The organism is Pseudomonas sp. HY13-MNA-CIBAN-0226, from assembly GCF_040310305.1.
Lineage (GTDB): Bacteria > Pseudomonadota > Gammaproteobacteria > Pseudomonadales > Pseudomonadaceae > Aquipseudomonas > Aquipseudomonas gregormendelii.
This window is the reverse complement of the sequence record NZ_JBEOPS010000014.1, coordinates 45747-69494: the sequence shown is the minus strand read 5'-3', so window position 1 is coordinate 69494 and position 23748 is coordinate 45747. Positions and strand designations below refer to the sequence as shown.

The window sequence follows — 23748 nt, the reverse complement described above, 5'->3', positions numbered from 1 at the left end:
TGCATAAGCAAGAGCAACAGTGCACAGGCAGGCACAGATCTGTAAGGGGAGAGTGGAATGAACAGGAACATCAAGGTCATCGCAGGTGCATTGGTTGTCGGGGTGGCGCTGGTGTGGCTGGGGGTGTGGAAGACCATGCCGCCAGACATGCTCAGCCAGATCGCGCTGCCAAATACCTGGTCTGCCAACGCCAGTCCGCCCGCCAAGGCGGCTCAGCCCGCCAGCCAGAGTCCGGTCGCGGCTAGCACTGCTAAAGACGGCCAGCAGATCCTCGAACGTGACGGCGTGTCGGTGGCAATGCAGGTTCGCCCCTTGGCCGCAGACGGTGTGCTGCGCGAAGGTGAATTTGCCGACGTGCGATTCCGGATCACCGACAGCGCTTCCGGCCAACCCCTGGCCGGCGTGGCCCCGGGGGCCTGGCTCGACCCGGAAACCGTGGCGGCGGACAAGGCCCAGGGCCGCGAACGCAGCTGCAAATCCCGGGTCGGGGTGTTCCTCAAATCGAGCATCGGCGCACGGCCCTTGCTTGACCTCAACAGCTACTTCCTGTTGGTGATGAACCGCGATGCCAGCGTCATGGTGGTCGATCCCTCGGTCTCGGTGGGGGGCATCACCAGCACCATGGCGCGCATCGACATCAAACAACCACCGATGGACTGGGTCACCCCGAAGGACAATAAACGAGTGTTCGTCTCGATGCCCACGGCCGGCGAAGTCGCCGTGATCGACAGCGAGCAATTCAAGGTGATCGACTCGGTCGCCGCCGGCAGCAACCCGGTGCGCGTGGCGCTGCAGCCCGATGAGCGCCTGCTGTGGGTCGGCAACAACGCCAAGAGCGCCGAGGAGTCCGGCGTGACGGTGATCGACGCACGCAGCCTGAAACCGCTCAAGCACCTGGCCACCGGCGCCGGGCACCACGAAATCGCCTTCAGCAAGGACAGCCGCCAGGCTTTCGTCAGCAACCGCGATGACGGCACCGTAAGCATCATCGACATTGCCACCCTGACCCTCAGCAAGCAGCTCAAGACCGGTTCGCACCCGTTGTCCGTGGCCTACTCGCCGTTGTCCCAGGCGGTGTATGTCGCCGACGGCAAGGACGGCACGGTCACGGTCATCGACAGCGCCAGCCTGGCCGTGCGCCGGGTGATCCAGCTCAAGCAGGGCCTGGGCCCGATGGGGTTCAGCAGCGATGGACGCTTCGCCATCGTACTCAATACCCTGGAGAACCAGGCCTCGGTGATCGACGCAGCGACCAACTCGCTGATCCATGACCTGGACGTTTCCGCCGAACCGTTCCAGGTGGTGTTCACCAAGGCCTACGCCTACATTCGCGGCCTGGCCTCGGCCAAGGTCACCATGATCAACCTGGCTTCCCTGGGCGAGGGTCGCAAGCCGATCACCCAAGGTTTCGAAGCCGGCCCCCAGGCTCCGCGCCTGGCGGGCGACCTGCCACTGGCGTCGAGCCTGGCGGTGTCGCGCGATGACAACGCAGTGTTCGTGGTCAACCCGGTCGACAACACCACCTACTTCTACGCCGAAGGCATGAACGCGCCGATGTCCGGCTACCCCAATCGCGGGCAGGTGGCACGGGCGGCGCTGGTCATCAATCGCAGCCTGCGCGAGGACGAACCGGGGCTTTACAGCGCACGCATCAAACTGCCGCTTGCTGGTCGTTTCGACGTGGCCTTCCTGCTCAACCAGCCGAACATCATCCACTGCTTCACCGCGCTGGTAGAGCCCAACGACAAGGTTGCCCGGCACGCTGGCGTGCCCAAAGTGGAATTCATGCTCGATAAATCCACCGCCGACCTGGGCGACTCCTATGTCGTGCGCTTTCGTATCGTTCAGGGCAAGCAGAAGACCGAGCGCAGCGGGGTCAAGGACGTGAAAGTGCGCTACTTCCGCGCGCCGTCATCCAAGACCCAGACCGTAGCGGCGCTTGAAGTGGGCAACGGCGTGTACGAAGCACCGGTAACCCTCGACCAGAGCGGCGCCTGGTACCTGCACGTGCGTGCGGCATCCCTAGGCGCGAGTTTTGACGACAAGACCTTTGCCAGCGTCCGGGTAGTCCCGGGCGCTGCACACTGAAGAGGATATGGACATGAATCGATTCGTACCCTGCACACTGCTGACGTTGGGCCTGCTGGCTGCCGGTATCGGCCAGGCCATGGCCCACTCGGCGGATGAACACGCCGGCCATGACATGCCCGCCAAAAGTGCTACCTCTGAAAGTGCCCAGGTGAAGTTCGCCGACGTCGCCCTGGTGGATCAGACCGGCAAAGCAGTGCGCCTGGAACCAGACCTGGTGAGCAACAAGATCGTGGTCATGAGTTTCATCTACACCAGTTGCACCACGGTTTGTCCGGTGGTGTCGTCGATCATGGGCAAGGTGCAGAAGCAACTCGGCGCGCGGGTCGGCACCGAGGTGCAGCTGGTGTCGATCAGCATCGACCCGCAACGCGACGATGCCAAGCGGCTGAATGAGTACGCCCGCTCGTTCCAGAACGGCCCCGGCTGGAGCTGGCTCACCGGCTCGACCCAGTCGGTCGCCGAAACCCTCAAGGGCCTGGGCACGTTCAATGGCGACTTGAAAAGCCACGCGCCGCTGATTCTGGTGGGCGATGGCAACAGCCGGCACTGGACCCGCTACTACGGTTTCACCGACCCGGCCGTGCTCACCCGCGAAGTGGAAAAACTCAGCGGCGAACGTAATGCCCACGCCAAACACACCGCCATCGCCATGGAGCAGCACCCATGAGGACTTTCAACCGCATTGCCTTGAGCCTGTGCCTGGGCATTTTCAGTTCGCTGGCGCTCGCCCATGAGGGCCACCAGGAGCCCGCACCTGCCACCCCCGCCGCGCAACCGGCCAGCGGCACGCGCGACGCCAAAACCTGGTTCACCGACACCCCGTTGCAGGACCAGAATGGCCAGACCCTGCGGTTCTACAGCGATGCGCTGCAAAACCGGGTAGTGCTGCTCAACGTGATTTTCACCAGTTGCAATGATGCCTGTCCGCTGATCACCCAAAAACTCAAGGAAGTTCGCGAGGTCCTGGGCGACAAGGCGGAGGGCATCACCTTTATCTCCCTTACCAGTGATCCGCTGCGGGACACCCCGGCGGTACTCAAGGCTTACACCTTGAAACAAGGGGTAGAAGACCCCCACTGGCTTTTTCTGACGGGCGACAAGGCCCAGATGGACCTGGTACTGGGGCGCATCGGCCAGATCGTGCCCACCCCGGAACAGCATTCCACGCAGCTGATCGTCGGTGACGTGGCCAACAAGCGCTGGAGCAAGATCCGCCCCGATGCCCCGGCCGCCGCCATTGCCCAGCGCTTGCAGTTGCTGACAATGCCCCTGGTCGGCCGTTGAGCGCGCGCCATGAAAACGTCCCTTGTCCTCAGCCTGCTGCTTCTTTGCGGTGTGCACCTCGGCGTCCAGGCGCTGCCGCTCACCCCCAGCGAAAGTGCCGGTAAACGGCTGTATCGCGAGGGGCTGTCGGCCAGTGGCGAGCCCATCATGGCGCGAGTCGGGGCGGCGGGCATGCTGTTGCCCGCCACCAGCCTGCCGTGCGCCAATTGCCATGGCGCCGACGGCGTGGGACGACCCGAAGGCGGGGTGCGACCGCCGGATTTGAGTTGGTCGCGTCTCAGCAGTACCTATGGTCAGCAGCAGGTCAACGGCCGCGACTATCCGGCCTATACCGATGCCAGCCTGGCCAAAGCAATTCAGGAAGGCCGCGACCCCGGCGACAATCGACTCGACCCGGCGATGCCCAGGTTTGTCATGTCGATGAACGATCAGCGCAACCTTACCGCCTATCTCAAGCGCGTGGCCGAAGACCGCGACCCCGGCCTCGACCCGGCCACCGTGCACCTGGGTACGCTGTTGCCAGGTTCCGGGCCGTTGAGCGAGGAGGGCACCACCGTCGCGGCGGTGCTCAAGGGCAGTGTGGCGCGTATCAACGAAGCCGGCGGCATCCACGGCCGGCAGCTGCGCCTGACCATTCTCGACCCGGGGCCGGACCGCGCCAGTGCCGAGCAGGCGCTGGATCGCCTGATCGACCAGGAACAGGTATTCGCCCTGATCGCGCCCCTGGTGCCGGCGCTGGACGCAGACCTGGCAACTCGCCTGGAACGCGCCGGCGTGCCGCTGATCGGTCCCTTGTCGCTGCTGGGAACAGCCCAGGCCAGCCGGCAGATTTTCGAGCCCTTGCCGGGTTTGCGCGAGCAACTGATCGCCCTGGCCGACTACGCCACCGAACAGCTCAAAGTGCTGCAGGGGCCCACGCTGATCACTTACCCGGACGAAGCCGGCCAGCGCCTGGCGGCCCAGAACCTGAGCCGGTATCTGCAGGATCACGCCTGGCAGAAAGTACGCCTGCAAGCCTACGACCCGGCCAGCGAAGAAGTGCCGCTAGGCTCGCGTTCGGTGTTTTACCTGGGCGGCGGCGCCGGTTTCAGTCGCCTGGCCGAGCGCCTGCAAGTGGCCGGGCAGGTGCCGTATCTGTTCGCCACCTCGAACCAGGTGGCGGGGGACCTGCTGCAAGTGCCCAGTGGTTTTTCCCGGCGAGTGTTCCTGGCGTATCCGTTTGTGCCCAGCGACTGGACGGTAGCTGGCCGCCTGGCCCTGACGCAGGTGCGCGCCAACCAGGGCCTGGGCGGCCAGCACGCGGTGCTGCAAGTGGGCGCCTACAGCTCGATGCTGCTGCTCAGCGAGGGCCTGAAACAGGCCGGGCGCGACACCAGCCGCGAGAAGCTGGTCGACGCCCTCGAAGGCCTGCATGACTTCGATACCGGGCTGACGCCCTTGATCAGCTTTGGCCCTGGCCGCCGCCAGGGCCTGAGCGGCGCCCATGTGGTGACCGTGGATCTGCCTGACCAGCGTTTCTACCTGGTAGCGCCCTATAGACCGATAGCAGCGATGCCCTGAACGGAGGTTCATCATGAAACTCAACACCTGGTTGCTCCTGCTGACCCTGTCGGTGCCGGTGAGTTACGCCAGCACCGGCCCGATCGCGGCGAAGGTTAATGGCGAGGAAATATCCGAGTTTCGCCTCGAACGCTATTTCGCCGAGTTCCTCGAGGATCAGGGCCGGGCATTGGGCAGCATCCGCAATCCCAAGGCCTACAAGCAACTGCGGCAAAAGGCCCTGGATGCCCTGATCGACAAGGAACTGCTGTGGCAGGAAGCCGTCAAGCGCGGCGTGGTGATCAGCGACGCACAGGTGCAGGGCCAGGTCGACCAGGCTCGCCAGGCCATCGGCGGCCCCGAGGTGTTCGCCCGGCGCCTGAACGATGCCGGTTTCGATGAAGCGAGCTTCGTCGAGTACACCCGGCGTGACATGGCGGCGCAACAAGTGTTTGCCGAACTGACCACGGTGGCCGGGCCCGACGAGAAAGCGGTGCGGGCCTTTTACGAGGAACACCGCAGCGAAATGGGCCGGCCCGAGGAAGTACAGGCGCGGCATATCCTGGTGAAGGTACCTGAAGGCGCAGATACCGCGACAATTGAAGCAGCGCGTCTACGCTTAGTAGACATGCGGTTGAAAATCGTTAACGGTGCCGAATTTGCCAGTATTGCCAAAAGTGCTTCAGAGGATGCTTCCGCCAGCAGCGGCGGGGACCTGGGCTATTTCCCCAAGGGTCGCATGTTCCCTGAATTCGAAGCGACAGCCTTTGCCATGGCTCCTGGTGACCTCAGCGAGCCGGTACGCACCCCGGTGGGCTGGCACCTCATTTATTTACAGAACCGCAGCGAGCCCGCCGATGTCTCAGAAGAACAGGGACTGGAAATGGTCAGGGCTTACCTTGCTCGAAAGCAACAGGTTGCCATTCGTGGCGAAGTGCTTGCGAAGTTGCGCTCGAGCAATCGAATTGAACGGATTGACGACGATTGAAGATTGTTCCCCAATAATGGGGAAAAGCTTCAGGGTGAATCCGTGCACTTGCCCCGGCTTTGGGGGGCACTTCGCGGTGGTGTGCTCGGGCGAAAAAGGTTTTTCATGAATATCAACTACATGCAGTGGTGAAAACTTCCGCGCCGAGTCTGGCATGAAGTGTGCGTTAGCCTGATTGAGGCGGCACTCTGCCAGGTTCGAGATTCGGACCTGCGGTTACAAGGAGTCCACCTTGTTAAACAAAGTACTGGTTGTTGAAGACGAACAGCTCCTCGCACATAACCTCCAGGATTACCTGCAGGCGCAAGGGCTGGAAGTCCGGATAGCACACGACGGTGCCAAAGCCATCGGCGAAGCCGCTGATTTTGCCCCCGATGTGATGGTGTTCGATTACCGCTTGCCCGATATGGAAGGTTTTGACGTTCTCGAACAAGTCCGCCAGAACAGGAATTGTCATTGTGTACTGATTACAGGGCACCCAACCGCTGAAGTCTGTGAGCGGGCCCGGCAACTTGGAGTCAGTCACATCCTGTTCAAGCCGTTTCCTTTGGCGGAGCTGGCTCGGGCCGTTTGTGACCTTCTGGGGATGGAGCGCCGAACGAACATTGCTACAGGATTCGTCGAACGACGCCAGAGCAGGACCGAAAGTTTCCCGCTGCAGTTGTACGACGGAAGCTGGGTGCTGGTGGATCGCCGAAGAAACTCGAACTCCATGGCACCAGACGACGAACAATTGCTCACCGGGGAGTAATGACGCGACAAGTCGTTCCGGACCTCCGTAACTGCTCGCCGCGTCGACAGGGCTCAAAGCCCCCGGCGTTGGAGAGCATGCCATGGACCGTCTATCCCTAGCCGTAGAACCGGCGCTGTTGGACACCGTACCGTCGCGTTTTTCCAGTGAACAACTGGCCCAGGCCCGCTCCCGCGCGGCCACTTCCGGCGAACGGGTGCTGGAAGCGCTTGGGGTGTTGTGTGAACTGGCCCCCATGCCGTTTATCGAATGCCTGGGCACCACCCTGCATTACCCGGTGCTCGACACCGACACGCTATTCAAGGCCACCCCGGTATTCGACCGGGTCACCCTGGCCCAATGCCTCAAGCGCGAATTTATCCTGCTGCGTCACGAAGAGACGGTCATTGGTGTGTTCGCCGACCCCTTCGACAGCGCGCGCCTGGCCTGGATCGACGACTGCCTGCACGGCGCGCCGCTCTATCTGGTGCACGCCGACGACCTCAAGGCCTACCTGGCCCGCCACGAGGAAAGCTTCCATGCGGTTGAATCGCTCAATGCCCAGGCCGACTCAGGGGTGGAAATCGACAAGCTGCAGAGCCTGTCCCTGACCAGCATCAGCGAGGACGCCAGCGTCGTGGTCAAGCTGGTCAACTCTACCCTTTACGACGCGCTGAAGATGCACGCCAGCGACATCCACCTGGGCACCACCGGCAGCGGCCTGGTGATCAAGTACCGCATCGACGGCGTGCTCAACAACATCAGCAAGATCCAGGGCACTGAGTTCGCCGAGCAGGTGCTCTCGCGGGTCAAGGTTATGGCTGAACTGGACATCGGCGAAAAACGCGTGCCCCAGGATGGCCGTTTCAAAATCGGTATCAGCGGGCGGCAGATCGACTTTCGGGTGTCGATCATGCCCAGCATTTTTGGCGAGGACGCGGTGCTGCGGGTACTGGACAAACAGGACCTGGCCGACAAGGTCAGTGGCGTGCAGTTGCAGGCCCTGGGCTTTGAAGACGAAACCCTGCGCCAACTGCGCCGCCTGGCGTCCGAACCCTACGGCATGGTGCTGGTGACCGGCCCCACCGGCAGCGGCAAGACCACCACGCTCTACGCCATGATCACCGAGATCAACCACGGCGTGGACAAGATCATCACCATCGAAGACCCGGTGGAGTATCAACTGCCGGGGGTGCTGCAGATTCCTGTGAACGAGAAGAAGGGCCTGACCTTCGCCCGGGGGCTGCGCTCGATCCTGCGCCACGACCCGGACAAGATCATGGTCGGCGAAATCCGTGACCCGGACACTGCGCAGATCGCCGTGCAATCGGCACTCACCGGGCACCTGGTGTTCACCACCATCCACGCCAACAACGTATTCGACGTGATAGGCCGTTTCACCCAGATGGAAATCGACCCCTATAGCCTGGTTTCGGCGCTCAACGCGGTGCTGGCCCAACGGCTGATCCGCCTGGTCTGCGCCAGCTGCAGCGCGCCACATTTTCCCACTGACGACGAGCTGCACCTCTCGGGTCTCGACCCGCAGCAGGTGACCGATTTCCACTTCGTGCACGGCAAGGGCTGCGGCCACTGCCGGGGCACCGGGTATCGCGGGCGTACCGCGATCGCCGAGCTGCTGCACCTGGACGACGAACTGCGGCAGATGATCGTCGAGCGCCAGCCGATTTCGAAAATCAAGGCCCATGCCTGCAAACGTGGCTTGCGCCTGCTGCGCGAGTCGGCCCTGGAACTGGTGCAGGAAGGGCGGACCACGCTTGAGGAGATCAATCGTGTCACTTTTGTCTCGTGATCGTTTTGTCGCCGTACTCGGCGCCAGTGGCGTTGGCCTGGGCCGGCGCCAGGGCAGCGACACCCTGTGGCTTGGCAGCGTCGGTTTCATCGACGAAGGCTTCCATGCCTGGGCCGTCGCTCTGGAAACCCTGGACCGCCTGCTGGGCGAACATGCCGCTGCCGGTGCGCAGTTGAGCGTGGTCGTGTCGGGGCACTTCAGCCGCTTCTGCCTGGTGCCGTGGAGCGATCAGATCAACAGCCCCGAGGAACTGCGTGGCTTCGCCCAACTGTGCTTCGAAGACCTTTACGGTGTGCCGACTCAGCCCTGGAACCTGGTGTTGTCGGCCGAGCCTGCGGGTTACGACCGTATCGCTGCCGCGCTGCCGCAGGACCTGCTCGAGCGCCTGCGTACGCTGGCCGGCGCCCGGGGCCTGAAGCTGCGTTCGGTGCAGCCCTACCTGATGGCCGCTTTTAATCACTTCGATTCGAGCTTTGACGCCGGCGATTTTCTCTTCGTGGTCGCCGAGCCGGTGCGCAGCGTGTTGCTGGTGGCGCGGGAAGGGCGTTGGGCGTCGGTGCGTTCGGTGGGCAGCAGTGACAGCGATGCCGCGCTGGCGGCGCTGATCGGTCGCGAAAGCCAGCTGCAAGCCTCCACCAGCGACCGCCCGCTGAATGTTTACCTGCATGCGCCGGCACGCATCGATTCGCACCCCGAGGTGCCGGGTGTTCACCTGCGCACCCTTGAAGAGGACCGGACAGCCGTACGCGACAGCCTGTACGTCATGTCCCGGGCGGTGGCCTGACATGCGCGCCCTGATGCTCGACTTCCAGCCACGTCGCCGTTCCGGTCCTTTGGGCTGGAGCCTGCTGGCCGCCGGCGTGGTACTGGCGCTGACTTGCGTGGCGCTCGGCCAGCACGTCAGCGACCAATCCAGCCAGCAGCAAGGTCATCTGCAAACGGCCCAGCGAGTACTGACCGGTGACACGGGTACCAAGCTCAGCCTGACCCCGGCGCAGATCCGCGAACAGGCGCAAAACCTGGCCGAAATGCGCAAGGTCTCGCAGCAATTGCGCCGCCCCTGGGAACACCTGTTCGCCACCCTGGAAAGCATGCCCCGGGACAACATTGCCCTGCTGACCCTGACCCCCGACGCTCGCAAGGGCCAGGTACGCATCACTGCTGAAGCGCGGGACCTGGAAGCGATGCTCGATTTCCACCGGCGCCTCGAAGCCAGCGACGAGCTGTCCGATGTGTCGCTGCTGAGCCACGAAATCGTCGCCAACGTGCCGGAGCATCCGGTGCAATTCAACCTGTCGGCTACCTGGGAGATCGGCGATGCAAATCCCTAGATTGATCGTCCACGAATACCTGCAAGGCCTCGGTGTGCCCGGGCTTGCCGGGATTGCCCTGGTGCTGCTGGCGCTGGTGTATGGCCTGGCAGGTTTGCTGCCGGACTGGCAGTCGCTGCAACAGCTCAGCCAGCAGACCCGGGAAGCCGGCGAATACCTGGCCAAGGTTGAAGAGGGCAGCGTGGCTGCGCCAGTGGTGCCGCAGCGCCAGCTCGATGACTTCCGCAGCAAGCTGCCGTCACAGCCCCAGGCAACGGTTGCCATCGACAAGATCTACGCCCTGGCCGCCCAGGAACGTATCACCCTGGCCCGCGGTGAATACTCCCTGGGCATCGATCCCAAGACCCACCTGGCGCGTTATCAGATCCTCCTGCCGGTGCGCGGCAGCTATCCGCAACTGCGGCGCTTCCTGCACGCTTTGCTCGGCCAGCTGCCGGCCGTGGTGGTAGAGGACGTGGAGTTCCAGCGCAAGAAGATCGCCGACACCGACCTCACCGGGCGGATCCGCATGACCCTTTACCTGTCGAGGTCGTGATGAAAAGCCAACGCGTAGTGGGCTGGCTGGCATTCCTCGGGGTTGCCGCAGCGCTCACCTGGGGGAGCGAGTTCTTCCAGTCGACTGAGGAGGGCGACGACACCGTCGCTGTTGTAGGCAGCCCGGCCAAAGCCAGGGTTAGCGGCGCCTTGCCGGCTGCACCCGCTGCTGGCAAACCCGTGCAGATCAAGGACCTGAGCCCGGCCGGCGACCTGTTCGCCGCCCGCAGCTGGAAAGCGGCGCCGACCCTCGCCGTCGTCACCGAACAACCCGTCAACGTCACCCCGGTGGTGCAAGCCCCTAGCGCACCGCCCATGCCTTTCCAGTTCGTGGGCAGGCTGGATGACCGTACCGATCTGCAGGTATTTCTGCAGAACGGCGAAAAAATATACGTCGTGCGCAAAGGGGACGTGATCGACGAAACGTGGCGGATCGAGGGCATTTCCGATGTGGAACTGAGCTTCGTTTACCTGCCTTTGCATTTGTCTCAGACGCTGTCTGTGGGGAGCACGCAATGAACCGATCCCGTTTGCTTATAAGCCTTGTCTGCCTGTGTGCAGGATTGGCCGCGTGCAGTTCCGCGCAGGTAGCCAAGCAGGAGGCATCCGACCTGATTGAGTCGGGACAGTACGAAGCCGGCCTGGCCCGAATCGAGGAAGGCCTGCGCGAAAATCCTCGTGATACCGAGCTGCACCTGGCCTTGAACAGCAGCCGCGCCCGGGCGGTGACGGCGCTGCTGACCCAGGCCGACATGGACCGCGCCCAGCGTGATTTTGCCTCCGCCCGCATGGGCTATGGCCGGGTACTGACCATCGAACCGAACAACCGGCGCGCCCAGGAATCCCTGAGCCAGCTTGAACACATGCGCAGCCAGGATGAAAAACTCGAGCTGGCCCGGGGCGACCTGCGCCGTGGCGACATCTACGCCGCCGACCGCCAGGTCAAGCAGATCCTCGAGCTGGACCCGAAAAACGAAGGCGCCCTGGAGCTGCAAAGCAGCATCCGCCTGGTGCAGAGCCGTAACGTCGTGCAGTACCCGCAGCTGCGCACTCGCCTCGATCGGCCGGTGACCCTGGAGTTTCGCGATGCCAACCTCAAGACCATCTTCGAAGTGCTGTCCCAGGTCGCCGGGCTGAATTTCATCTTCGACAAGGACCTGCGCCCGGACATGAAAGCCACCATCTTCGTGCGTGACGTGCGCATCGAAGACGCCGTGGCACTGCTGCTGCAACAGAACCAGCTGCACCAGAAAGTGGTGAACGAAAACACCCTGCTGATCTACCCCGACTCGCCGCAGAAGCTCAAGGACTATCAAGAGCTGGTGATGCGCACTTTCTACCTGACCAGCATCGATGCCAACACCGCGCTGAACATGATCAAGACCATGCTCAAGACCCGCGACGTGTTCGTCGACGAACGCCTCAACACCCTGACCATGCGCGACAGCGAAGACGCGATTCGCATGGCGGAAAAACTCCTGCAATCGCAAGACCAATCCAACCCCGAAGTGGTGCTGGAAGTGGAAGTCATGGAGGTCGCTCGCCAGCGCATCCTCGATCTCGGCTTGCAGTGGCCCAATACCTTTGGCGTGCTCACCAGTGACGGCCAGGCGGTGTCGGTGCTCGACCAGCTCAGAGGCATCAACTCCAGCCGGATCTCGATTTCGCCTTCGCCCCAAGCCAAGATCAACGCCCAGGACAAGGACATCAATACCCTGGCCAGCCCGGTGATTCGGGTCAGCAACCGCGAGCAGGCACGCATCCACATTGGCCAGCGTGTGCCGATCATCAGCGCCACTTCGGTGCCTTCGACCCAGGGCCCGGTGATCACCGAAAGCGTGACCTACCTGGATGTCGGTCTCAAGCTCGAAGTGCAGCCCATCGTGCACCTGAACAACGAAGTGGCGATCAAGATCGCCCTGGAGGTCAGCAACGCGACCCCGCTGGAACCGACCCGCCAGGGCACCATCCCGGTTCAGGTTGACACCCGTAATGCCCAGACCACCTTGCGCCTGCACGACGGCGAAACGCAGATCCTCGCCGGGCTGGTGCGCAATGACCATGGCAGCAACGGCAACAAAATCCCCGGCCTTGGCGATATTCCAGGCCTGGGCCGCCTGTTCGGCAGCAACCGCGACGACGTCAGCAAATCGGAGCTGGTGCTGTCCATCACCCCGCGCATCGTGCGCAACCTGCCATATCAGAGCCCCTCGGACATGGAGTTCCCTACCGGCACCGAAACCAGCATGCACATCCAGGCCCCGGACCGCTCGATGGACACCGCGATCCGCACCGAAACCATGGGCACGCCGGTGGTCGCCACCCGTGTCGTCGTCGAGAAGCCTTGATCATGAACGCCTCGCAACGCGGTTTTACCCTGATCGAAGTCGTGGTGACGCTGGCCCTGATCGGCCTGCTGGCCGGCATGGCCGCGCCGCTGACCGAGACCGTGGTGCGCCGGGGCAAAGAGCAGGACCTGCGCACCGCGCTGTACCAGATTCGCGATGCCATCGATGCCTACAAGCGCGCATTCGATGCCGGCTACATCGAGAAGTCGCTGAACAGCAGCGGCTACCCACCGAACCTGCAAGTGCTGGTGGAAGGCGTGCGCGATGTGCGCAGTGCCAAGGGCGCCAAGTTCTACTTTTTACGGCGCATTCCTCACGACCCTTTGGCGTCGGTCAAGCGTGACGACGAGGGCGGTTGGGGTTTGCGCGCCTATGACAGTTCGGCCCAGAACCCGCGTGAGGGGGAGGACGTCTTTGACGTCTATTCCCAGGCTCGCGGCAAGGGGCTCAACGGCGTCGCCTATAGGGAGTGGTGAAATCATGCGTCGGCAAAAGGGATTTACCCTGCTGGAATTGATGGTGGTCATGGCAATCATCGCAACCCTGATGACCATTGCCTTGCCCCGTTATTTCAACAGCCTGGAAACATCGAAAGAGACCACCCTGCGCCAGAGCCTGTCGGCGATGCGTGAGGCGCTGGACCACTATTACGGCGATACCGGGCGTTATCCCGACTCCATCGAGCAACTGGTCGAGCAGCGTTACCTGCGTAACCCACCGATGGACCCGATCGTCGAGCGCAAGGATGCCTGGGTCATGGTCGCGCCGCCGGAGGGTGTGGCGGGCGGTGTTGCCGACATCAAGAGTGGAGCCACAGGGAGGGCACGTGATGGCAGCCTTTATTCCGAGTGGTAGGCCGTCCGCAGAGGGCGGTTTCACCTACCTGGGCGTGTTGTTCCTGATCATGGTCATGGGCATGGGCCTGGCCAGCGCCGGCGAGCTGTGGTCGACCGCATCGCGGCGTGACCGCGAGAAACAGCTGCTCTGGGTCGGCACCCAATATGCACAGGCGCTGCGCAGCTATTACCGCAGTTCGCCGGGCCTGGCGCAGTACCCCAAGGAGCTCGAGGACCTGTTGGACGACCAGCGTTTTCCAACGCCCAGGCACCATATCCGCCAGCTCTATCCAGACCCGATCGGCGGCGGTGAGTGGAGCCTTCAACGGGGCTTCGATGGACGCATCACCGGCCTCAACAGCCCGTCTACCGACAAGCCGCTCAAACAGGTCGATTTCCCCAGCCAGTGGTCCGACTTCACCGGCATGGCCAGTTACAAGGACTGGCAGTTTGTCGCCGAGAAAGCCTTCCTCGATGGCGCGTCGGGTCCGGCTAAAGGTCAGTCCAGCGCACCCGGGGCGTTGCAGCCATGAACCGCCAATGGCTGGCCGCCATGGCCCTGGTGCTGGTGCTGCCGTTCGCCTCGGCAGGGGAAGAGGACGAAATGATGGGCTTCATCGTCGATGACACGATCTCGCACATCGGCCACGAATTCTACTACTCGTTCAGTGAACGCCTGCGAGCCACCAGCCCGATGGATTTCAACCTGGTGGTACGCGAACGACCTTCGGCACGCTGGGGCAGCCTGGTGACCGTGGAATACCAACAGAGACTGGTTTACCGGCGCTTTCTACCGCCGAATACCGTGGAGCTCAAGGACGAGGCTTATGACGCCGCCGACTGGGTTCGCGGACAGATTGTCCAGCGCAAGCTGGAAGCCTTGTTGCAAGACACCACGGACCTTGAGAGGGACGAATTATGAAGACGACATTGTTTTCGCAGCGCAGCGGCCTCGCGTGGGCAGGCATGTGGCTGCTCGGGATTACCAGTTGCGGTGTGGTCCAGGCCACTGAACTGGTGTACACGCCGGTCAACCCCTCGTTCGGCGGCAACCCGCTGAACGGCACCTGGCTACTTAACAACGCCCAGGCGCAGAACGACTACGACGACCCGGACCTCAAGGATCGCACCGCGATCGCCGGCACCTCGGCCCTCGAGCGCTTCAGCAGCCAGTTGCAATCGCGCCTGCTGGGGCAGTTGCTGGACAACATCTCCACCGGCAACGCGGGGAGCCTGTCCACCGACGCTTTTATCGTCAACGTCATCGACGACTCGGGCGCACTGACCATTGAAGTGACGGACCGAGCGACCGGCGAAATTTCGGAAATCCTGGTGAACGGCCTGGCTCCTTGAGCCAAGGACTGATGGGGAGTAACGGACATGAAAAAAATAATTGTGCTAGGGATGCTGTTGGCGGCCTTGCAGGGTTGCAGCCTGCGCGAACCGATGCCGGCCGAGCAGGACAGCGAAACCCCGACCCTGACACCCAGGGCGTCAACCTACTACGACTTAATGAAGCTGCCGCGTCCCAAGGGCCGCTTGATGGCCGTAGTCTACGGTTTTCGCGACCAGACCGGGCAGTACAAACCCACCCCGGCCAGCTCCTTTTCCACCAGCGTGACCCAGGGTGCGGCGAGCATGCTGATGGACGCCATGCAATCCAGCGGCTGGTTCGTGGTGCTGGAGCGTGAAGGGCTGCAGAACCTGCTGACCGAACGCAAGATCATTCGCGCTTCGCAAAAGAAGCCGAACACGCCGATGAACATCCAGGCGGAACTGCCGCCGTTGCAGGCGGCGAACATGATGCTCGAAGGCGGCATCATCGCCTATGACACCAATGTGCGCAGCGGCGGGGAAGGGGCCCGTTACCTGGGCATCGACATCTCCCGCGAGTATCGGGTCGACCAGGTCACCGTCAACCTGCGGGCGGTGGACGTGCGCAGCGGCCAGGTCCTGGCCAACGTGATGACCAGCAAGACCATCTACTCCGTGGCCCGCAGTGCGGGAGTGTTCAAGTTCATCGAGTTCAAGAAACTGCTCGAGGCCGAAGTGGGCTACACCACCAATGAGCCGGCGCAGTTGTGCGTGTTGTCGGCCATCGAATCGGCGGTCGGCCACCTGTTGTCCCAGGGCATTGAACGCAAAATGTGGCAGGTCGCCGGCGACAACTCGGCACCGCCACAGAACGAAACCATGGAACGCTACCTGTCGCAGAACCGCGTAGTACCGGAAGGCGAGGAAGAGTAACCGAAGCAGCCCCAGTCTTCCCTGACCCCACAGTCACAGTACTGTGGGAGCAAGCCTTTCCCGCGATGACAGAGTGTCAGCCAACACATCTTTCAACTCAAAGACCATCGCGGGCAAGCCTTGCTCCCACGCGAATTTGCAGTGCACACGCGACTCCTACGCGACCAAACTGTAGGAGCTGCCAAGTGAAACGAGGCTGCGATCTTTTGATCTTGGTGGTGGCTCAACCAGATCAAAAGATCGCAGCCTCGTTTCACTCGTCAGCTCCTACGGTCAGCTCCTACGGTCAGTGCCTACATCCAGCTCCTACATTCAGCTCCTGGAGAATGGTCTGCCCTCCAAAAGTCATGATTGATGTTCGATATTTTTGGGGCAGACCAGAACCGCGCAAGCAAAAAAACCGCGACCTTCAGGCCGCGGTTTTGGTACCCCCCTATCAGTTATTGCTGCAATACAGTCGCCTGGTTAGCCCCCCCAAACTGCTGCACCGTCGCCATCTGCGACACGCCGCTCTGATCAACATTGGCAATGTTCCCGGTTCCGCCCTGGGTCACATATGCCACGTTCATGCTGTCGGCCTGTTTGACGGTGATCTGGTTGTCACTGCCATACATCTGTGTGGTGAATGCCTGGTTGCCGCTGCCCGACTGGTCGAACTCGCTGCTGTTGCCGGTGCCGGTGGAGGAACCCTGGATCAGGTTGGTGGTGCCGCGCTGGTCGGCGATGAGGATGTTGTCGGTGCCGTTCTGGTCGAAGTACAGCTCGTTGTAGGACTCGGCCTGGCTGACCGTGGTCTTGTTGCCCAGGCCGCTCTGGTTGGTGGTCATGATGTGACCGGCGCCGGTCTGGGTGAAGTTGGCGATGTTGGCATTGCCGGTCTGGTTGACGGTGGCGCGCTGGTTGGTGCCGAACTGGCCACCGGATTGTGGGCCTTTCCAGTTGCTGGCGTAGACCTTGTTCTCGTTACCTACGGAGCTGGCATTGAGTACGTGGCTGTCGCCGCTCTGGTAGGTGAAGTGGATGTTGTTGGTGCCTTGTTGGTACAACGCCAGGGTCGAGCCGATGGATTCGAACTGGTCGGCGTAGAGGGCGTTGAGGTCGCCGACTTGCACGACCTGGGCGTAGTTGTTTTGCCCAAAGCTCTGGTCGACGATGGCTTCGTTGGCCTGCCCGTATTGATCGACGATAACCTGGCTGGCGGCTTGACCGAACTGCCAGACTTCACTGCCGTTCATGTCGCCGAACTGGCTGATGGTCACGGTGCCGCCAACGCCGCTGCGCTGATCGCCGTAGGCATAGTTGTCGCCGCCATTCTGGTTGATCGCAATTTGGCCTCCCGAGTGACCGACCTGTTCGGCGGTCCCATAGTTGGCGGTGCCGTACTGCACCACGGTGGCGACATTCGCATCGCCCACTTCCATCTGTTCGATGTAAGCCACGTTGCTGTCACCGTTTTGAAAGGTCTGGCCCGAGGCTCCTTGCTGGCTGTCCTGGTAAATGAACGAAAAGTTGCCGTTACCCTGTTGCTGTTGCAGCGCTTCGTTGCCGGTCAAGCCAACAGACTGACTGGCATGGGTGTTGTTGAACGTACCCACCTGCCGTTGCACGATGGTGCTGCCGTCCTCGAACAGTTGCTCGGCATAGCCGGCGTTGTAATCACCGACCTGATTCTGGTCGATGCTACTGCTTGCAGTGTCCTGCACCGCCATCGCGTCGTTACCCTGGCCGAACTGCTGCTCGGTTGCGGTGCTGAACGGGGCCTGGGTCTGCTTCACATTGGCGATGTTGGCATCACCGAATTGTCTCTGGGTCGAGACACTGTCGTCGGCCATGGCCTGGGCACTGACAATGACCAGGATGGCGGCGGTGAGGGGCGTCAGTTTGAACATGATGAAACCTCCGGGTAGTGCAGTGCTTTAGCGATATTGTTTGACCGAAACGCTCATGCCATTACCCGACTGGGTGACGGCGCTGGAAAGCCCCGTGCCGGCCTGGTCGATGGTGGCGTCGTTGTTGTTGCCGTTCTGGGAGATCTGCGCGCGGTTGTGGCTGCCGGTCTGGGTGATGCCGGCGTTATTGCCCGAACCTTGCTGGGTGATCAGGGCCATCAGGTCGTTACCTTGCTGAAGAATGAACGCCTCCTGATTACTGCCCGACTGGACGATGCTGCCGAGCAGCGACTGGCCGTTCTGTTGCAGCAGCGCAACGTTGGCCTGGCCGTTCTGGTCGATCAGCGCCTGCTGGCCAACCGGCGGTGGCAGCTCGCCGAGGTCGGTGGCGGGGGCCAGGTCGTCGTTGTCCATCAGGTCGTCTGCGCGCGCACCAGCGCCACTGCAGAGCAGAAGCAGGCAGAGCAGGGTGGCGGTCGACGTTTTCATGGCGTTGTCCTGTGAGAAGAGGCTGGCCCCGTCAACTCGAGGAGTTGACGGGGCGAGGGCTCAGTTCGCCGTCACCGACACCGTACGCACGGTGCCCTGGGACGAGGTGATGGTGGCTGTCGGGTTCGCCGACGGGATCACCGTGGTGCTGTTGCTGACCGTCAACCGCCAGCGACCGGTCACCGGCACCGTGGTGGTACCCAGGGTCACCAGCCCCGTCGGGGTGCTGACCTGGACGGTGATGGTGTTGCCGGTGATCACCGAGCTGGTGCCGGCAAAGTCCCAGGTGAAGCGGTTGTTGGAGCGTGCCGACACCGTGGCCGTGGTCACTGTGAAGTTCTCCGCCGCAGGCCGTGGCGAGACTTGCACGGTGACCGTCGCCGGGGCCGCTGAGACAGCACCGAAGCTATCCCGCACGGTGTAGGTGAAGGTCGTGGTGAAAGCCGTGGTCACGGTGGCCGGTGGGGTGTAGGTCAGTACCGTGCCGTTACTGGTGACACTGCCGCGAGTCGCTGGTGGTTGGGTGAAGCCGGCGATTGCCAGCGGCAGGTTGCCTTCCGGATCGGTATCGTTGGCCAGCACGTTGATCGGCACTGCCACGCCCAGGGTGGCGATGGCGTCGTTCACCGCCACCGGTGCCTGGTTAGGCGCAACGGTGATGGTCACGGTCGCCGGAGCGGTCGAGGCCAGGCCTTTGATGTCTTGGGCCTTGTAGGTGAAGGTGGTGGTCAGCGGGGCATTGACCACCGCAGGGGGGGTGTAGACCACTGCAGTTGCGCCGCTCAATGCCACGGTGCCCTGGCCCGCAGCCGGTTGGGTCAACGCTGTGATGCTCAGCGGCACGTTGCCGTCGGGGTCACTGTCGTTGGTCAGCAGGTTGAGGGTGATGGGTACGCCGAAGCTGGTGCTGCCACTGTCGGCGACGGCCAGCGGAGGCTGGTTTTCGCCGGCGTTCGGCGCGCTGCCGACCACCACGACTGGCTCGGTGTCACTGCCGCCGGCCGCGGATTTTACCGTCACCGCGGCGGGCGGCTGAGTCAGGTCGGCAATGGTGATTTTCTGCAGGGTGCCTGATTTCGACAGGCGTCCGTAGCCTTGCGCGACCATGTCCGGAATGGCCACTTCATCGGTGGAGGTGGCCTCGATCAGCAGGCTGTGGTTAGACCAGTTGTAGCGTGCGGTCTGGATTTTCACCACGTCGGTGAGCTTGCTCGATACGGCTGTCGGCCGGGTAGTGCCTGCCGGGTTGGAGGCGGTGACCACTATGACCGGAGGCACCGGCCCAATGGCCTGGCGTTGACCGAAGAATAGCCCGGTGTTGTCCCCAAGCAGGCTGGTCTGGCAGGGCGACAGCGGTGGTCCAGGAACCAGCGCCACGCTTTCTCGGAAGCACAGGGACGAACCGTTGCCGGCCTTGGCGAACACTTCGACGCGCACGTTGCTGCTGCCACCTGAGGTGGTGCGCCGGTAAGTCGCGCGGTCCAACTCGACCGGAGTTTGCGCACGAGCGTCAAGTACCTTGCCTGCCACGGTGAAGAGGTTGGTCTGGATGGTGCCCGCAGGCCCCGTGACCCGCAGGAAGTTGGTGTCGTTCGGGCTGCCGGTGACTTGCTCGGTTAGGTTCGGGTCGCCGACGAAGGTTTCCACGCCACCAGTGTCCGGGTTCACCTCGGTATAGGGGCCGTTGATGCTGCGCAGGAATGGGCCTATGGCGCCATTCACCGCACCGGTGAAATTGCCCGGTGCGCCGATGCCGATGTCGCGGGTGATGTTGATCGCACGACGGCCAGGCGCCGTCACGTTGACCGTTTCCACACCGTAAGGGTGGGTGATGGTGTAGACACCCGCCGTGGGAATGTTCACCCGGATGCGAATCCGAGCAAAGCTTTGCTGGTCGCCATCTATGGGGTTCTCTGAAGCGAATGCCGCTTCGATCCCGGCCACGTAGGCGTCTACGCCATAGCCGGCGCCGTTATCGGGGATTGCGGTTTCGGCGAGAAACCAGAAGGCTTCCGGTGGCCAGTTGTCCGGGAACACCATGGGTTGGGTGTCATCGTAAATACCCGGTTCCGGCAGCAGGGTGCACATGTAGGCCGGCGGTACCGAGGCCGGCACTCGCGAGCTGGCGGCCCGGGACTGGCACAGTTCCATCGAGAGTTGATTGTTGTCCTGGTACCACATGGGGAATTTCCCCGTGGCAAAGGTATAAGGGCCCGGGTCGACGGCGGCGAGTTGCGCGAACGCGCTGCCGGACAGCGATAGAGTCAGTCCCAGGGCGTTGAGCGCCAGGCGTGGCCAATTGTTCATGATGCCTCCTGATGAGGATCTGGGCATGTGAGCGTTCATTGCACGATGACCACTTCTTCGGTGTCGCTGCCGCCATTGGATGACGTCACACGAACCCGGGACGGTGGAATCGGCGAGATACCGGTGGCCAGGGTTTTCACCGCGCCTTCGCCGCTGAGGGCGCCGATGGCGGCACCACTGCCTGACGTTGCCGTGAGCACTGGCGGCGAGGTTTCATCGCTGGTGGAGGCTACGAGGGTCAGTTGCCCGGAACTCAGGCTGTACTCGGCCCGCTGGATCACCACCAGGTCGGTCAGAGCCATGGGCAGGGTGGTCGGCGTGCTGCTGGGAATGGCCAGGTGGTTGTCGGCGGTCACTTGCAAGGTGGTCGGCAAGGTCGGGTTGGCCGACGACTGCGCGTACCAGTTGCCGGTGGTGTCGGCTTCACTCAGGTTCAGGACCGGGGTGCTGCTGGAGAGGGTCACGCTCGCCGGTGGCGGTGGCGCCATTACGAACACGTCCTGCTGGGCCACCGGCGCGCTTTCACCGGCGGTGCGTGAGTAGGTACTCCGCTGGGCGATCATGGGTGTTGGGCGAACCAAGGTCGACAATTTGCCCGAGATCGAAAACAGCGTTGTACGAAGGTCCAGGCCGTTAGGGCCTTCGATGCGCACGAAGTTGGTGTTGAACGGGCTGCCGGTTACGGCTTCGGTAAGGTTGGGGTCGCCGACGAACTGTTCGGCGCTGCCGGTCAGCGGGTTGGTCTCGGAGTAGGGGCCGTTGACGCTGCGCAGAAAAGGCCCGACATCGCCCTTGAGGGCGCCGTCGTAGGTTTTTGGCGAGCCGATGCCGATGTCCCGGGTCATGTTGATCGCACGCCGCCCGGGGGTGTCGATGTTGAACACATCGACGCCATAGGGGTGGGTGATCACGTAGGTGCCGGCGAGGGGCACGTCGACGCGAATCCGCACCCGGGCAAAGCTGACCTGGTCGCCTTCCATCGGGTCTCCGGCAGCGAAGGCCGCTTCAATGGCCGTGCCAAATGACAGGTTAATCCCCCGTGCGGCGTCGACGATTGCCGTGTCGGCGGTAAACCAGAAGGCTTCGTCCGGGAAGTTGCTGGGGAAGACGATGGGCTGCGCATCGTCAAACACACCGGGGGTGGGCAGCAGGCTACACATGTAGGTCGGCGCGCCCGGCGCGCCGGGAACCCGCGAACTTACCGCCTTGGACAGGCACAGGTCGAGGGTTCGACCGTGCGTGTCCTGATACCAGGCGGCGAAGCCACCGTTGCCAGGTAGATAGGGTCCGGGATCGACTGCAAACAGCGCCGCCTGGGCGACGCCTTGAGCCAGAGCACTGACGACCAGGGCGGCCGCAGTTTTGGACAGTAAAGGGTGCATGAGTATTCCCTCTATTGGAGACCTGTCCCCTGGGGATGGGTCAGTTGAGAGGGGTTTCGGCAACTTCCGTACCAGAAAGCGAAAATGCCCCGCATAGGCCCGGCGCACGGGCGTGCAGGTGAGAGAGGGCGGCGTCTTGCGCAAAATCCCATCGGGCCCCAGCCCCCAGAGTTGGGGGTAGATGGGGGCGGCGGGGAATGGGGGGCAGCCACCCCCAGGATCGGGCAAAGATTGGCGGGTGGGCTATAACCCTATAGGGGAATTCGTGCGGAACGCTATCCATGGCCAGGTCGACTCAAACACTCGCGTCCCACCAGGGCGATGTTCGCCTGGGCTCGCGCAAACAGCCGTTCAACCTGCTGCGCTGGTTTTCGCTGATCAGCATGGCTGTGATCGGCACGGTGGCGATCGCCCTGGGGGCAGTGTCGACACGCTTCGTGATTACCGAAAGCGTCCAGCGTGACGCCTTGCTGACTTCGCAGTTCATCCAGGCAATCGCTTCTGCCGAAGTGCGCCACGTGTCCATCCCGCATGTGCGGACCATGGGCGAGCTGCTTGACCCGCGTCAGGATCGCAACTTTTCCGACGTCGACCCTCTGGCCCGGGCCAAAGCCCGCGGCGAATTCCTCGACCATATCGAGCACTTGCCGGACGTGATTCTGGCCAACATCTATGCCCCCGACCGCACGGTGATCTGGTCGACCAACCCGTCCCTGATGGGCACCTCCATCCACACCGACGATGACCTGGACCAGGCTTTCAATTCCAGAATTCCCGTGTCCGCCAGTTATCACGAAGTGGACAAGAGCCGCACGGAGCAGAAGTTCGTCACTCCCCCGGAATACATTTTTATCGAGAACTACATTCCATTGTTCGATGCCGACGGCGACAAGGTCACGGCGATGGTCGAGATCTACAAGGAGCCCAAGGATCTGATTGATCGCATGCAGCGTGGCCTGTTGCTGATCTGGCTGGCCACGGCCCTGGGCGGTGGGCTGATTTACCTGGGGCTTTACTGGATCGTGCGGCGCGCGGCGAATCTGCTGGCGACCCAGCAGAAGCAATTGATCACCAATGAAACCTTTGTGGCCCTTGGCGAGATGTCCTCGGCGGTTGCCCACAGTTTGCGCAACCCGCTGGCGACCATACGTTCCAGCGCCGAGCTGGCCCTGGAGTTCGACACTGGCGCGGCGCACAAGAACATCAACGACATCATCGGCCAGGTCGACCGCATGTCGAAGTGGGTGCGCGAGTTGCTGCAATCCTTGCGCCCGCTGAGCGAAGAAGCGGAACCGGTGAACCTGGTAGCGGCGTTGCACGACAGCCTGACGGCGTTCGAGCAGCAGATCGCCAAGGGCGAGATCAATGTCGTGTTCGAGCCCACACAGACGCCGATGGTGCGCAGTCAGCAGGTGCAACTCAACCAGATACTTAACAGCCTCGTCTCCAATGCCCTGGAAGCCATGGACAAGGGGGGCACCCTGACCGTGCGGCTGGATCCCGGTGATGCCCGCAGCGTCAGCGTGGTGATCAGCGACACTGGCAAGGGCATGAACGCCGAACAACGCACCATGGCCTTCCGCCCGTTTTTCACCACCAAGCAGGGCGGGCTTGGCGTCGGGCTGGTGTTGGTCAAGCGGATAATGGAGCGTTTTGGCGGCTCGGTGCAGCTGGAAAGTCGCGAAGGCGAGGGCACTAGCGTGCGCCTGTGGTTCAAGCTGATTCCCTGAACCTGGGGATGAACTTTCCCCGCTAGCGGGTGCCATTCCCCAGTCACTTCGGTCAGTCATGGCACATTGATGTTGTTAAGCCATTGTATTGAATGGCGTTAGTTCTTTTGTATTAATCTGTTACAAATATGGCGAGCTCCTTGCAATTCCACCAGTACCCCTTCTGACTGTGAGGCGGCTGGTGATGAACAGGCAATCGACGTACCCCTTCAA

23 protein-coding genes are annotated in these 23748 nt (G+C 62.5%); 19 read left to right on the top strand and 4 right to left on the bottom strand.

The genetic code is table 11. The features are described 5' to 3' along the window. The first annotated feature begins 57 nt into the window (after window positions 1–57). The 18 genes from AAEZ05_RS16705 (at window position 58) to AAEZ05_RS16620 (ending at window position 15738) form a co-directional block, all read left to right on the top strand. Window positions 58–2088, top strand: coding sequence for a YncE family protein (locus AAEZ05_RS16705; protein WP_082069150.1), 2031 nt, complete (start codon window positions 58–60; stop codon window positions 2086–2088). A 13-nt stretch (window positions 2089–2101) separates the two neighbouring features. Beyond that, window positions 2102–2758 carry an SCO family protein gene (locus tag AAEZ05_RS16700; protein WP_350648120.1) on the top strand — a complete coding sequence of 219 codons (657 nt, stop codon included), beginning with the start codon at window positions 2102–2104 and terminating at the stop codon, window positions 2756–2758. Then, complete coding sequence (locus tag AAEZ05_RS16695; protein ID WP_045058826.1) at window positions 2755–3375, top strand: SCO family protein; 621 nt, start codon at window positions 2755–2757, stop codon at window positions 3373–3375. Before AAEZ05_RS16700 ends, AAEZ05_RS16695 begins: the two co-directional genes overlap by 4 nt. A gap of 9 nt (window positions 3376–3384) precedes the next feature. After that, entirely contained in the window at window positions 3385–4935 is a 1551-nt protein-coding gene (locus AAEZ05_RS16690) for a cytochrome c/ABC transporter substrate-binding protein (RefSeq protein WP_350648118.1), read from the top strand. A gap of 13 nt (window positions 4936–4948) precedes the next feature. Beyond that, window positions 4949–5902 carry a peptidylprolyl isomerase gene (locus AAEZ05_RS16685; RefSeq protein ID WP_350648116.1) on the top strand — a complete coding sequence of 318 codons (954 nt, stop codon included), beginning with the start codon at window positions 4949–4951 and terminating at the stop codon, window positions 5900–5902. Between the two features lie 232 nt (window positions 5903–6134). Beyond that, window positions 6135–6653: a response regulator gene (locus AAEZ05_RS16680; RefSeq protein WP_045058823.1), complete on the top strand. Its 519-nt coding sequence runs from the start codon at window positions 6135–6137 to the stop codon at window positions 6651–6653. An 82-nt stretch (window positions 6654–6735) separates the two neighbouring features. After that, window positions 6736–8442: a GspE/PulE family protein gene (locus AAEZ05_RS16675; RefSeq protein WP_045058822.1), complete on the top strand. Its 1707-nt coding sequence runs from the start codon at window positions 6736–6738 to the stop codon at window positions 8440–8442. Beyond that, entirely contained in the window at window positions 8423–9226 is an 804-nt protein-coding gene (locus AAEZ05_RS16670) for a hypothetical protein (RefSeq protein ID WP_045058821.1), read from the top strand. The genes AAEZ05_RS16675 and AAEZ05_RS16670 overlap by 20 nt, the downstream gene beginning before the upstream one ends. Window position 9227: 1 nt before the next feature. Continuing rightward, the gene (locus tag AAEZ05_RS16665; RefSeq protein ID WP_045058820.1) at window positions 9228–9773 is read left to right on the top strand and encodes a PilN domain-containing protein; all 546 of its coding nucleotides are present in this window, start codon (window positions 9228–9230) and stop codon (window positions 9771–9773) included. Next, a complete protein-coding gene (locus AAEZ05_RS16660; RefSeq protein WP_045058819.1) occupies window positions 9760–10308 on the top strand; it encodes a GspMb/PilO family protein in 549 nt (182 codons plus the stop codon). The genes AAEZ05_RS16665 and AAEZ05_RS16660 overlap by 14 nt, the downstream gene beginning before the upstream one ends. After that, window positions 10308–10826 carry a hypothetical protein gene (locus AAEZ05_RS16655; RefSeq protein WP_045058818.1) on the top strand — a complete coding sequence of 173 codons (519 nt, stop codon included), beginning with the start codon at window positions 10308–10310 and terminating at the stop codon, window positions 10824–10826. The genes AAEZ05_RS16660 and AAEZ05_RS16655 overlap by 1 nt, the downstream gene beginning before the upstream one ends. Beyond that, entirely contained in the window at window positions 10823–12655 is a 1833-nt protein-coding gene (locus AAEZ05_RS16650) for a type II secretion system protein GspD (protein ID WP_045058817.1), read from the top strand. Before AAEZ05_RS16655 ends, AAEZ05_RS16650 begins: the two co-directional genes overlap by 4 nt. Before the next feature lie 2 nt (window positions 12656–12657). Then, window positions 12658–13131, top strand: a complete 474-nt coding sequence (locus AAEZ05_RS16645; protein WP_045058816.1) for a type II secretion system protein — start codon at window positions 12658–12660, stop codon at window positions 13129–13131. 4 nt (window positions 13132–13135) lie between these two features. After that, window positions 13136–13510, top strand: a complete 375-nt coding sequence (locus tag AAEZ05_RS16640; RefSeq protein WP_045058815.1) for a type II secretion system protein — start codon at window positions 13136–13138, stop codon at window positions 13508–13510. Beyond that, window positions 13485–14024, top strand: coding sequence for a type II secretion system protein (locus AAEZ05_RS16635; protein ID WP_045058814.1), 540 nt, complete (start codon window positions 13485–13487; stop codon window positions 14022–14024). Before AAEZ05_RS16640 ends, AAEZ05_RS16635 begins: the two co-directional genes overlap by 26 nt. Further along, entirely contained in the window at window positions 14021–14413 is a 393-nt protein-coding gene (gene csgE, locus AAEZ05_RS16630; RefSeq protein ID WP_045058813.1) for a curli production assembly/transport protein CsgE, read from the top strand. Before AAEZ05_RS16635 ends, csgE begins: the two co-directional genes overlap by 4 nt. Beyond that, complete coding sequence (locus AAEZ05_RS16625) at window positions 14410–14844, top strand: curli assembly protein CsgF (RefSeq protein WP_045058812.1); 435 nt, start codon at window positions 14410–14412, stop codon at window positions 14842–14844. Before csgE ends, AAEZ05_RS16625 begins: the two co-directional genes overlap by 4 nt. Before the next feature lie 27 nt (window positions 14845–14871). Next, window positions 14872–15738 (top strand): CsgG/HfaB family protein, encoded by an 867-nt coding sequence (locus AAEZ05_RS16620; RefSeq protein ID WP_045058811.1) that lies wholly within the window; start codon window positions 14872–14874, stop codon window positions 15736–15738. A gap of 440 nt (window positions 15739–16178) precedes the next feature. On the opposite strand, the gene AAEZ05_RS16615 is transcribed toward AAEZ05_RS16620, so the two are convergent. From AAEZ05_RS16615 to AAEZ05_RS16600, 4 genes are read right to left on the bottom strand one after another with little or no spacing between them, the layout of a single operon-like run. Beyond that, on the bottom strand, window positions 16179–17627 hold the full coding sequence (locus AAEZ05_RS16615) for a curlin (protein ID WP_045058810.1): 1449 nt from the start codon (window positions 17625–17627) through the stop codon (window positions 16179–16181). Between the two features lie 27 nt (window positions 17628–17654). Beyond that, entirely contained in the window at window positions 17655–18116 is a 462-nt protein-coding gene (locus AAEZ05_RS16610) for a curlin (RefSeq protein ID WP_045058809.1), read from the bottom strand. A 60-nt stretch (window positions 18117–18176) separates the two neighbouring features. Beyond that, window positions 18177–20423, bottom strand: coding sequence for an Ig-like domain-containing protein (locus AAEZ05_RS16605; RefSeq protein ID WP_045058808.1), 2247 nt, complete (start codon window positions 20421–20423; stop codon window positions 18177–18179). Between the two features lie 35 nt (window positions 20424–20458). Continuing rightward, a complete protein-coding gene (locus AAEZ05_RS16600) occupies window positions 20459–21805 on the bottom strand; it encodes a hypothetical protein (protein ID WP_045058807.1) in 1347 nt (448 codons plus the stop codon). Window positions 21806–22086: 281 nt separating this feature from the next. Here AAEZ05_RS16600 and AAEZ05_RS16595 point away from each other — a divergent pair, with 281 nt between their 5' ends. After that, a complete protein-coding gene (locus AAEZ05_RS16595; RefSeq protein ID WP_045058996.1) occupies window positions 22087–23535 on the top strand; it encodes an ATP-binding protein in 1449 nt (482 codons plus the stop codon). Window positions 23536–23748: the final 213 nt, after the last annotated feature.

Coding starts and splice junctions, on each gene's coding strand:
- AAEZ05_RS16640 (WP_045058815.1), top strand. CDS start 13,136: ATGCGTCGGCAAAAGGGATTTACCCTGCTGGAATTGATGGTGGTCATG.
- AAEZ05_RS16605 (WP_045058808.1), bottom strand. CDS start 20,423: ATGAACAATTGGCCACGCCTGGCGCTCAACGCCCTGGGACTGACTCTA.
- AAEZ05_RS16650 (WP_045058817.1), top strand. CDS start 10,823: ATGAACCGATCCCGTTTGCTTATAAGCCTTGTCTGCCTGTGTGCAGGA.
- AAEZ05_RS16655 (WP_045058818.1), top strand. CDS start 10,308: ATGAAAAGCCAACGCGTAGTGGGCTGGCTGGCATTCCTCGGGGTTGCC.
- AAEZ05_RS16675 (WP_045058822.1), top strand. CDS start 6,736: ATGGACCGTCTATCCCTAGCCGTAGAACCGGCGCTGTTGGACACCGTA.
- AAEZ05_RS16700 (WP_350648120.1), top strand. CDS start 2,102: ATGAATCGATTCGTACCCTGCACACTGCTGACGTTGGGCCTGCTGGCT.
- AAEZ05_RS16645 (WP_045058816.1), top strand. CDS start 12,658: ATGAACGCCTCGCAACGCGGTTTTACCCTGATCGAAGTCGTGGTGACG.
- AAEZ05_RS16660 (WP_045058819.1), top strand. CDS start 9,760: ATGCAAATCCCTAGATTGATCGTCCACGAATACCTGCAAGGCCTCGGT.
- AAEZ05_RS16600 (WP_045058807.1), bottom strand. CDS start 21,805: ATGCACCCTTTACTGTCCAAAACTGCGGCCGCCCTGGTCGTCAGTGCT.
- AAEZ05_RS16615 (WP_045058810.1), bottom strand. CDS start 17,627: ATGTTCAAACTGACGCCCCTCACCGCCGCCATCCTGGTCATTGTCAGT.
- AAEZ05_RS16665 (WP_045058820.1), top strand. CDS start 9,228: ATGCGCGCCCTGATGCTCGACTTCCAGCCACGTCGCCGTTCCGGTCCT.
- AAEZ05_RS16705 (WP_082069150.1), top strand. CDS start 58: ATGAACAGGAACATCAAGGTCATCGCAGGTGCATTGGTTGTCGGGGTG.
- AAEZ05_RS16620 (WP_045058811.1), top strand. CDS start 14,872: ATGAAAAAAATAATTGTGCTAGGGATGCTGTTGGCGGCCTTGCAGGGT.
- AAEZ05_RS16625 (WP_045058812.1), top strand. CDS start 14,410: ATGAAGACGACATTGTTTTCGCAGCGCAGCGGCCTCGCGTGGGCAGGC.
- AAEZ05_RS16690 (WP_350648118.1), top strand. CDS start 3,385: ATGAAAACGTCCCTTGTCCTCAGCCTGCTGCTTCTTTGCGGTGTGCAC.
- AAEZ05_RS16610 (WP_045058809.1), bottom strand. CDS start 18,116: ATGAAAACGTCGACCGCCACCCTGCTCTGCCTGCTTCTGCTCTGCAGT.
- AAEZ05_RS16595 (WP_045058996.1), top strand. CDS start 22,087: ATGGCCAGGTCGACTCAAACACTCGCGTCCCACCAGGGCGATGTTCGC.
- AAEZ05_RS16635 (WP_045058814.1), top strand. CDS start 13,485: ATGGCAGCCTTTATTCCGAGTGGTAGGCCGTCCGCAGAGGGCGGTTTC.
- AAEZ05_RS16685 (WP_350648116.1), top strand. CDS start 4,949: ATGAAACTCAACACCTGGTTGCTCCTGCTGACCCTGTCGGTGCCGGTG.
- csgE (WP_045058813.1), top strand. CDS start 14,021: ATGAACCGCCAATGGCTGGCCGCCATGGCCCTGGTGCTGGTGCTGCCG.
- AAEZ05_RS16695 (WP_045058826.1), top strand. CDS start 2,755: ATGAGGACTTTCAACCGCATTGCCTTGAGCCTGTGCCTGGGCATTTTC.